Source organism: Actinomadura roseirufa, assembly GCF_900659635.1.
In the GTDB taxonomy this organism is placed as follows: Bacteria; Actinomycetota; Actinomycetes; order Streptosporangiales; family Streptosporangiaceae; genus Spirillospora; species Spirillospora roseirufa.
Window position 1 is genome coordinate 1 of the sequence record NZ_CAACVB010000283.1, and the last position, 8,990, is coordinate 8,990.

9 protein-coding genes are annotated in these 8,990 nt (G+C 73.1%); 4 read left to right on the top strand and 5 right to left on the bottom strand.

What is annotated here, in order from left to right; genetic code table 11:
• The first annotated feature begins 501 nt into the window (after positions 1-501).
• The 3 genes from E1291_RS35015 to E1291_RS35020 all read left to right on the top strand — a co-directional run bounded on the left by E1291_RS35015 (position 502) and on the right by E1291_RS35020 (position 2,778).
• Positions 502-846 (top strand): hypothetical protein, encoded by a 345-nt coding sequence (locus E1291_RS35015; protein WP_131742356.1) that lies wholly within the window; start codon positions 502-504, stop codon positions 844-846.
• A 142-nt stretch (positions 847-988) separates the two neighbouring features.
• Positions 989-1,156 (top strand): hypothetical protein, encoded by a 168-nt coding sequence (locus tag E1291_RS42595; protein WP_165495441.1) that lies wholly within the window; start codon positions 989-991, stop codon positions 1,154-1,156.
• A 425-nt stretch (positions 1,157-1,581) separates the two neighbouring features.
• Positions 1,582-2,778, top strand: a complete 1,197-nt coding sequence (locus tag E1291_RS35020; protein ID WP_503108255.1) for an NsdA family TPR-like regulatory protein — start codon at positions 1,582-1,584, stop codon at positions 2,776-2,778.
• A gap of 63 nt (positions 2,779-2,841) precedes the next feature.
• Here E1291_RS35020 and E1291_RS35025 read toward each other — a convergent pair whose 3' ends face one another.
• Entirely contained in the window at positions 2,842-3,714 is an 873-nt protein-coding gene (locus E1291_RS35025) for a DMT family transporter (protein WP_131742358.1), read from the bottom strand.
• 359 nt (positions 3,715-4,073) lie between these two features.
• Here E1291_RS35025 and E1291_RS35030 point away from each other — a divergent pair, with 359 nt between their 5' ends.
• Positions 4,074-4,739, top strand: coding sequence for a GNAT family N-acetyltransferase (locus E1291_RS35030; protein ID WP_131742359.1), 666 nt, complete (start codon positions 4,074-4,076; stop codon positions 4,737-4,739).
• A gap of 19 nt (positions 4,740-4,758) precedes the next feature.
• Here E1291_RS35030 and E1291_RS35035 read toward each other — a convergent pair whose 3' ends face one another.
• The 4 genes from E1291_RS35035 to E1291_RS35050 form a co-directional block, all read right to left on the bottom strand.
• The gene (locus tag E1291_RS35035; RefSeq protein ID WP_131742360.1) at positions 4,759-4,956 is read right to left on the bottom strand and encodes an MbtH family protein; all 198 of its coding nucleotides are present in this window, start codon (positions 4,954-4,956) and stop codon (positions 4,759-4,761) included.
• Positions 4,953-6,224: a lysine N(6)-hydroxylase/L-ornithine N(5)-oxygenase family protein gene (locus tag E1291_RS35040; RefSeq protein ID WP_131742361.1), complete on the bottom strand. Its 1,272-nt coding sequence runs from the start codon at positions 6,222-6,224 to the stop codon at positions 4,953-4,955. The genes E1291_RS35035 and E1291_RS35040 overlap by 4 nt, the downstream gene beginning before the upstream one ends.
• 25 nt (positions 6,225-6,249) lie before the next feature.
• Positions 6,250-7,269 carry an iron-siderophore ABC transporter substrate-binding protein gene (locus E1291_RS35045; RefSeq protein WP_131742362.1) on the bottom strand — a complete coding sequence of 340 codons (1,020 nt, stop codon included), beginning with the start codon at positions 7,267-7,269 and terminating at the stop codon, positions 6,250-6,252.
• 97 nt (positions 7,270-7,366) lie between these two features.
• On the bottom strand, positions 7,367-8,990 hold a 1,624-nt coding region (locus E1291_RS35050; RefSeq protein ID WP_242614570.1), incomplete at its 5' end, for a condensation domain-containing protein.

The window sequence follows — 8,990 nt, forward strand, 5'->3', positions numbered from 1 at the left end:
CCGCCGCCCTGGGGGTATCTGGCCATGCCACCGGCATACGCCCACACCACCGGCCCGTCCACTCACCCAACCGCTATGACCAATTAACCCTGGTTAGCGGGTGAGACGGCCACGGTTCAGGCGGCTGGCAAGCCCCGCGTAAGACATCTCGGCTTCGTCGATCAGGGAGTCCAGCAGCAGGTTGGCCTCGGCCACGACCCGCCTCCTTGCTGAGGTTACGGACAGTGTAGGAGCACGTCCGCTCCCGTAGCCGGTCTTCGCCTGCATACCTTTCACACCCTGTGTGAAGCCACTGCCTCAGCACGTCTCGGCTCACATCTCCCGCCCGATGCCCAGGATGACTTGGCTGGAGGCACTCATCACGCAAGGAGCAGACATGGCTAGATCGAAAGCTGCCGCATGGCCTGATTGGTCCATCCAGGCATCCGAGCGGGCCGACGGCCGCACGACATGGTGGGCTACACGCCCGCGTCTCCTCACCGAGCCGACCGGCGAGCAGTCATGACGACGGTGGAGAGCACCGACACCCGGCCGGAACCCGAGCACCCGGACGCCTACGCGCGGCTCGGCGCGCTGATGTCGCGGCTTCACGCCTACGGGCTGGAGACCGTCCTCCAGCGGCGCAAGCTGATCGCGGTCAACCCGAAGGCGCCGGGGTGCTGCGACGACGTCCCGCGCCGCGCGGACACGATCACGTGCAAGCCGCGCCCGGACGACGGCGACCGGCTGTGGTTCTGGACGAGCTGGGGCGAGCCGATCGCCGAGGCGAACCACATCGTCGACGCGGCCCTGACCGTCGCGACGACGCTCGGCGCGCCGATGTCACAGGGCCGCCCCGATGAGTGAGTCCGGGCGTGGATGTGGGGGGACGGGTAAGGCGGCAGATCCCCCCGCGTCCGCTTCACCGGGCGAACGGCTCGACGAGCTTGCGGCCTTGCTGGCGCGGCGGTTCGCTGGCGTCTACGCCACTCGTCCGGGCGGCGGGAGCATGCTGTACCTGATCCGCTCGGGCACCGGGCCCCGGTACGTGGTCTGGCGCCCCCACACCGGGGCGTACTACTGGTACGGCGAACCCGACCACGGCGCGCGGGTCGGAACGACCGCCGAGCAGGCGGCCGAGTACATCGGCCGGACGCTCGGCCTATCCGCCCCGTAGCCACCGCGGCCACGGGAGTGGACGATCTGCAAGGGCAAAGGCAAGATCGTGGTGGACATCGACGATTGATCGCCCGCCGCGCCCCGTCCGTGAGGGCGGGGCGTTGCCTGTCCGAGCCGTTGCGCGCCCTGGTCGGGGCCGCAGTACCAGAAGTAGGCCCCGGTGTGGGTGCGCCAGACCACGTACCGGGGTCCGAGCCCGCTGCGGATGAAGTGCAGGATCTCCGTGCCGCGCGGGAGTATCGGGACGATGCCGAAGAAGCGTCGGCGGACCAGCGACGCCAGTTCGGTCAAACGCTCGCCAGGTAAGGCGAACACGGAGGGATCTGCCGCGTTAGCCGCGCCCCGCTTCCCTGCTCGGATTCGCTCACCGGCACCGTCCGTCAGCGTCGGGGCCCTGCGTGGTATCCATCACCGTCTCCGGCAATGCACTGTGGTTGCTCGGTCACTGCAAGTGAATCTGTGGCGGGGGTCGCGCACCAAGAGGGACGATGGAGAAGGAAGGGGGAGGACCTCTTCCCTCCGACGTCGGAGACGTGCAGCGGAGTGGCTTCCCCTGACAAGACGGTCATCGGTGCCCGGACGCGCGCGGCCCGAGAGGGCCCGCCGTACTGGTCGCGGGCGACTCTCGCGCGGCGGCTTCGCGCTGCCGCCGAGCCCGGGGGCCGGGCCGCCCTACCGGGCGTCGAAAGCCTCACCGACGTGATCAAACAGTGGGAGGCGGGCAAGTACGTCCCCCGGCCCAACTACCGCGCCCTCTATGCCAAAGCCACCGGCAAGAGCGAAGAGGAGCTCTTCGGCGACCACCCGCCCGCCCACGGCGTTCTCTGGCGTCCGTCCAGCCCAGACAGGGCGGTCACCCTCGATGACTCTGACCGTCTCACGGCTGTGTCTCAGCGCTCCGCCCGGCTGGATGTGACCGCGCTGGAGGCCCTCGCGTCCATCCTTGCCGGACAGCGTCGGCTGGAGGACGCGGTGGGGCCGGCCGTGCTGCTCGGCCCGGTCACTGGGCAGCTCGACGTGATCGCGGGCATGCTGCGGGAGGCTCGCGGGCCGTTGCGGATGCGGCTCGGGCGGGTCGCCGCCGAGTGGTCCGTTTTTGCCGGGTGGCTGAATGCCGCGCTACGCCGCGATGTGCAGGCCCTCGCCTTGTTCGGGGAGGGCGAGGAACTCGCCGATGAATTCGAGGACGGCACAGTCGCGGCCATCGCGACGAGTTTTCGCGGGTACGTCGCGCGCAAGCAGGGACGGCCGCGCGCCGTCGTCCGCGCGTCCATGGCGGCCCTCGCGACGCCGGGCGGGCATCCCGTGCAGCGGATCTTCGATGAGTTGCAGGCCGCGCAGGGGTACGCCGCGCTCGGCGAGGCCGAGCGGGCGCGGCGCCTTCTGGACGACGCCGCCGAGCGGGCCGCCGATGACGTGGAGCCACCGCCTCCCGTGTACTGGTACGGCCCATCGTTCTTCCAGCTGAACATCGGGATGGCGCATCGCGACCTTGGTGGGTACTCGGACGCGGCCGCGCTGCTGTCCAGCGGGCTCGGCGGCATACCCGCCGATCAGGCGGGCGCCGAATGGCTCGGCGAGTACAAAGACGCCCTCGCGGAGGCGAGGGAGCGAGCCTGACGCCGCGGCGAGCTCCCCGCACCCGGCAGCGGGTGCTCCCTCGTCTGCGGACGGCCGGTGTCCTCAGCCGCCGGTCTCGCCGCGGGCGGCGGCCGGGGAGTGGGAGAGCGCCGCCACGCCGGCGGTGAGCAGGACCGCGCTGACCGCGACGGCCGCGAACGCGGACGCCGTCCGGGGCGGCTGGGTGTGGAAGGCGAAGACGGCGAGCAGGTAGGACGCGGCCGGGTTGGTCATCGTCATCGCGGTCATCGCGAAGGGCAGCGACCCGGCGGCGAACGCCTTCTGTTCCAGGATCAGGCCGACCAGGGTGGTGCCGGCGAGCGCGTAGCCGGGCCAGTCGAGGGCGGTGGCCGCGACGCCCCGGTGGACGAGGTCGCCGGTGGTGAGCTTGATGAGGACGGCGCTGCCCGCGAACAGCAGGCCCGCGCAGGTGCCGAGCAGCACGGCCCGCACCGTCCCCTGGCGCAGGGTCGCCCCCCTGGCCAGCATGAGGACGAGCGGCACGGCGAGCAGGCCCGACACGATCAACCGCGGCCGGGACGGCTCGCCCTCCGGCGGGACCGCGCCCGGCACCGTGAACAGGACCGCGAGGCCCGCCGCCACCGCCGTCCCGCCGAGCAGGTCCGCGCGCGCGGGCAGCCGCCCGGTGCCGACGGCGCCCAGCACGATCGTGAACACCAGCTGGGCGACCAGCAGCGGCTGGACGAGCCCGGTCGACCCGAAGTGCAGGGCGGCGGCCTGGCCGGCGAAACCGGCGAGGTTCACCGCCCATCCGGTGAGCCACAGCGGGTCGCGGACGAGCTTGCGCAGCAGTCCCGCCGCGGCCACGGCGCCGGAGCCGCCGCCGACGGCGCGCCGCGCGGCGCGGTGCTGGAGCGCCGCCGCGGCGGCGAACAGGAACGCCGCGAACAGCGCGAACCCGACGCTCCACGCCATCAGCGCGCCCCCGTCCGCGCTCCGCGTCCGCGGCCCGCCCCGTCCGTCACCGCGCCACCCCCCTTGAGATCATCTTCCCCACGATCGATCACGCCGACCACGACCCGCGTCGGACCGGTCGCGCCCGCACGTCCCTCTGACCACCACAAACCCAAACGAAGCAGGTGAATTCCCGGCTGGGCAGGCGTGTGATCCGCGTAACTGTCCGTAACGGGCGGACCCCTCTGACACGCGCCGTCCATCGAATGGCGCCTGGAACCGTCCGGGTGCTACGTCGCCATGTTCATCGACGGTCTGCGCGCCCCCGGCAGCGGGCTAATTGACATGACTTCCGGCCGCGGGGTCCGGACAATGTGCCGATGACGCTCACCCACTGGCCCCTGTACGGGCTGCGCCTGCGGACGCCGAGACTGGAGCTGCGCCTGCCCGAGCCGGAGGAGCTGGACGCGCTCGCGGAGCTCGCGGTCGGCGGCGTCCACGACCCGGCGGTGATGCCGTTCGTCGTGCCGTGGACGGACCTGCCGCCGGCGGGGCGCGCCCGTAGCGTGATGCAGTACCACTGGCGGATGCTCGGGGCGTGGACGCCGCGGAACTGGACCCTGCCGCTGGCCGTCTTCATGGACGGCGTCGTGGTCGGGTCGCAGAGCGTCGGCGCCGAGGACTTCGCCGTGTTGCGGGAGGTGACCAGCGGCTCGTGGCTGGGGCTGCGTCATCAGGGCCGGGGCGTGGGGACGGAGATGCGCGCGGCCGTCCTGCATCTGGCCTTCGCCGGGCTGGGGGCCGAGTCCGCGGTGACGTCGGCGCTGGTGGGCAACGCCGCCTCCGCGGCGGTGTCGCGCAGGCTCGGGTACCGGGAGAACGGCGTGGCGCGCACGCTGGTCCGCGACGCGCTCAGGCATGATCAGCGCTTCGCCCTCGATCGCGGCGGCTGGGCGCGGCATCGCGCCGTCCCGGTCGAGATCGAGGGCCTCGACGCGTGCCTGGCCGACTTCGGCGCCGCCCCGGGGGCGGACCCGGCGGGCTGACCCCGGGCGGCGCGGCGCGTCAGGTCGTCAGGCTGCGCGGCCGGATGTCGGTCCAGTTCTCCTCGACGTAGGCCAGGCACTCCGGGCGGGCCGCGGGGCCGAAGGCCGTGGTCCACCCCTCCGGGACGTCCGCGAAGGACGGCCACAGCGAGTGCTGGTCCTCGGCGTTGACGAGGACCAGGAAGGTGCCGTCGGCGTCGTCGAACGGGTTGGTCATCGGGCCTCCTGGGTGAGGGGTGCGGTGCGCCGACCCATGGACCGGACGATATCACCGGTGCGCACGGCGGTCATGGACAAAAGCGACGAGGCGATGCCGTGGCTGTGCTCGGTGGCGCCCTGCAGATAGACGCCCCACTCGCAGCCCGGCTCGGTGGCGATCCGGTAGTCGCGCTCCACCAGCGGGCGGCCGTCCGGGCCGGTGCGGCACAGCGAGCCGGCCTCGCCGAGCAGGTCGAACGGGTCGCGCTCGCGGTAGCCGGTGGCGTAGACGACGGCGTCGGCGTCGAGGTCTTCCGTCTCGCCGGTCGGCAGGAACCCGACGCGCATCCGGACGGCGCCGGGCGCCTCCTTGACCTCCAGGACGCGGGAGGCGTTGAGGATGCGCAGCCGCTCGGCGCCGGCGACCTTCTCGGCGTAGGAGCGCCGGTACAGCTCGTCGATGAGGTCGAGGTCGACGACGGAGTAGTTGGTGTTGCGGGAGTAGTCGAACAGCAGCCGCTTCACCTCGTCCGGCGCCGCGTAGTAGTGGTCGACGGCCTGCGGGTCGAAGATGCGGTTGGCGAACGAGCTGTCGTCGGCGGGCGAGTAGCCGTAGCGGGCGAAGACCGCGCAGACCTCGGTGCGGGGGAAGGTGCGGTGCAGGTGCTCGGCCGCCTCGGCGGCGCTCTGCCCGGCGCCGACGACCACGACGCGGCGGGGGCTCCAGCCGGGCCGCTCCTCCAGCCGGGTCAGCAGGTCCTCGGTGTGCCAGATCCGCTCGCCCGGCCGCACGTCCTCGGGCAGGACGGGCTCGAGGCCCGCGGCGATGACGACGTTGCGGGTCAGGTGGGTCTCCAGCTCGTCGTCGCGGCGCACCACGACCTCCAGCGTGCCGGCGTCGTGGGGGCGCAGCGCGACGACCTCGGCGCCGTAGCGGACGCGGCCGGCGAACGCGGCGGCGGCCCATTCCAGGTAGTCGTGGAACTCCAGCCTGGTCGGGAACATCGTCTTGTGGTTGACGAAGTCGACGAGGCGTCCCTTGGCGTGCAGGTAGGCCAGGAAGGAGTAGGGGCTGGCGGGGTTGCGCAGCGTCGCGAGGTCCTTGAGGAAGTGGACCTGCATGGTGGCGCCGTCGATGAGCATTCCGCGGTGCCATCCGAACGCGGGCTGCTTCTCGAAGAACACCGCGTCGGCGGCGGCGCCGTGCGCCTCCTCGAGCGCCACCGCGAGGGCCAGGTTGGACGGGCCGAATCCGATGCCCACCACGTCATGGACGGGGGTCTGCATGTGCCTCTCCACTCTCGCCCGCGGGTCAGGCGGGCCGGGCCGCGGCGGCGGCCTTGGCGATGCGGGGAACGATCCGGTCGACGATGTAGGGGACGGCCAGCGCGGTGGGGGTGCGCAGCGGCCAGAACGAGGCGAGGTCGAGCGGGACGTAGGAGCCGCGCTTGACGACCGGCAGCCCGGCGAACAGCTTGCTCCCCTCCACCTTCTTCTGCGTGGCGGGGTCGTCGTTGTAGTGGCTGAGCAGGACGTCGACGTTCAGGACGGAGACCTTCTCCATGCTGATCTCGGCGGCGAACCCCTGGCCCGGCAGCTTCGCCAGGGACGGCGGCAGCACCATTCCGAACTGCTGCAGCAGCTTGACGCTGGTGTCGCCGGGGGCCTTCATCACGCCGATGTTCCCGGACGGGAACACGCTGGTCAGCGCGAAGCCCTTGCCCCGCAGCTCCGGGTGCGCCGTCCGCACCGAGGCGATCTTGGTCTCGACGTCGCGGACGAGCGCCTCGCCGTCGGCGGCCCGGCCGACGGCCTTCGCGGTCTGCAGGGTGATCTGCTGCCAGGAGTCCTCGGCGGGGCCGGTCTGGTAGGCGACGGTGGGGGCGAGCTTGGAGAGCTTGCCGTACTCCTTGTCGATGGTGAAGTCGCCGCCCGCGAGGATGAGGTCGGGGCGCAGCGCGGCGATCTCCTCCAGGTTGAACCCGGCCTCGCCCGCCTTGAGCAGCTTCGGCTTGGCGCCGGCGGCCTTGGGCGCGCTCCACGGGGCGAGGCCGTCGGACTGGATCCCGGTCAGCTCGGTCATGCCGACCGGGTGGACGCCGAGCGCGAGCAGCGCGTCCTGGTCGACCTCGCCGAGCGCGACGACGCGCTTCGGGGCGGACTTGACCGTGGTGGAGCCGAGCTTGTGGGCGACCGTGACGGGGAAGGCCCCGCCCGCCCCGCCGCCGGTGGAGCCGCCGGCGGGCTCGTCGTCACCGCCGCAGGCCGCGGTGAGGCCGAGGCCGAGGACGAGCGCGCCGGTGGCGGCGAGGCGCCGCGTGATCGTTCGCATAGCGGACCGGTGTCCTTCCAGGTTTTCCAGGGGTACGAGCGATGACCTTAGGTTAGCCTCACCTAACTCCACAAGAGGGGGTGCGGTATGAGCACCCTCACTCCAGCCGGGCGAGCAGCCCGGCCACGGTCGGCGCCGTCATCAGGGTCGCGATCTTCAGGTCCGCGCAGCCGGGCTCCCGCCTGATCCGCCGGACGAGCGTCATGGCCAGCAGCGAGTGCCCGCCGAGGTCGAAGAAGTCGTCGTCGGGGCCGACCTCGGGGACGCCGAGCTCCTCGGCGAAGATGCGGCACAGCGCGGTCTCCCGGTCGCCGCCGCGGACTCCGCCCGCCGCGGCGCGCTCCTCGGTCACGGTGCGGGCGGTCAGCACGGCCGGCAGCGCCGCCACCGGGACTCCGGGGTCGGCGGCGACGGTCTCCAGCAGCCCGACCAGCCCGGCGGCCATCGCGGCGACGGTGTCCCGGTCGAACAGCTCGCACGAGTAGTCGACGAGCAGCCGCAGGTCGCCCGAGGACGGGTCCTCCCGGAAGATGAAGTCCAGGTCGAACTTCGCGGCGCCCGGCCCGAACGCCTCGTCGCGCTGCTCCAGCCCGGGGAACCGGACGTCGCCGGCGCTCTGGTTCTCGTAGCCGACCATCACCTGGAACAGCGGGTTCCGGCCGGGGACGCGGCGTGGGCGCAGCGCCTCGACGACGGCCTCGAACGGCAGGTCCTGGTGGGCCAGGCCGGCGAGGTCGGCCTCGCGGACGCGGGCGAGCAGACCGGCGAAGGTCGGCGCGCCGGACAGGTCGGCGCGCAGCACGAGGGTGTTGACGAAGAAGCCGACCAGGCCGCCCGCGGCCTCCTCGGTCCGCCCGGCGACGGGACTGCCGAGGGGGATGTCCTCGCCCGCGCCCATCCGGTGCAGCAGTGCGGCGACGGCCGACTGGCAGACCATGAACAGGCTGGCCCCGGCCTCGCGGGCGACGCCGCGCAGCCGCGCGGTGAGCCCGGCGGGCAGGGCGGCCGACAGCGTCGCGCCGCGCTGCCCGACCGTCGCGGGCCGCTGCCGGTCGACCGGCAGCGGGATCTCCTCGGGGAGGTCCGCGAGCGTCCGCGCCCAGTGGTCGAGCTGGCGGGCGTGGACGCTGCCCGGGTCGAGCGGGTCGCCGAGCAGCTCGCGCTGCCACAGCGCGTGGTCGGCGTACTGGACGGGCGGCGGGTCGAAGTCGGGGGCCCGGCCCTCCAGCCGCGCCGCGTACGCCGCCGCGACGTCCCGGGCGAACGGCCCGAACGACCACTCGTCGAACGCGATGTGGTGGAACACCGCGAGGAGCAGGTGCTCGCGCTCGCCGTCCGGGAACACCGCGACGCGCAGCGGCAGGTCGCGGGCGAGGTCGAACGGCCGCGCGATGACCTCCTCGGGCGCGCAGCGGGCGACCTCCAGCACGGGCCGCGCCTCCTCGGGCGGCAGGATCCGCTGGTAGGGCGTGCCGTCGTGCTCGGGGAAGACCGTCCGCAGGCTCTCGTGCCGGGCGGTGACGTCGGCGAGGGCGGCCTCCAGCGCCGCCAGGTCGAGGTCGCCGCGCAGCCGTACCCCCAGCGGCAGGTGGTAGGCGCCGCGCGGGCCGTCGTCCTCGCGCAGGAGCTGGTCGAGCAGCCACAGGCGGCGCTGCGCGAACGACAGCGGGATCCGCTCGGGGCGCTCGCGCGGCGCGAGGACGGGCCGCGGCGCGGCGGCC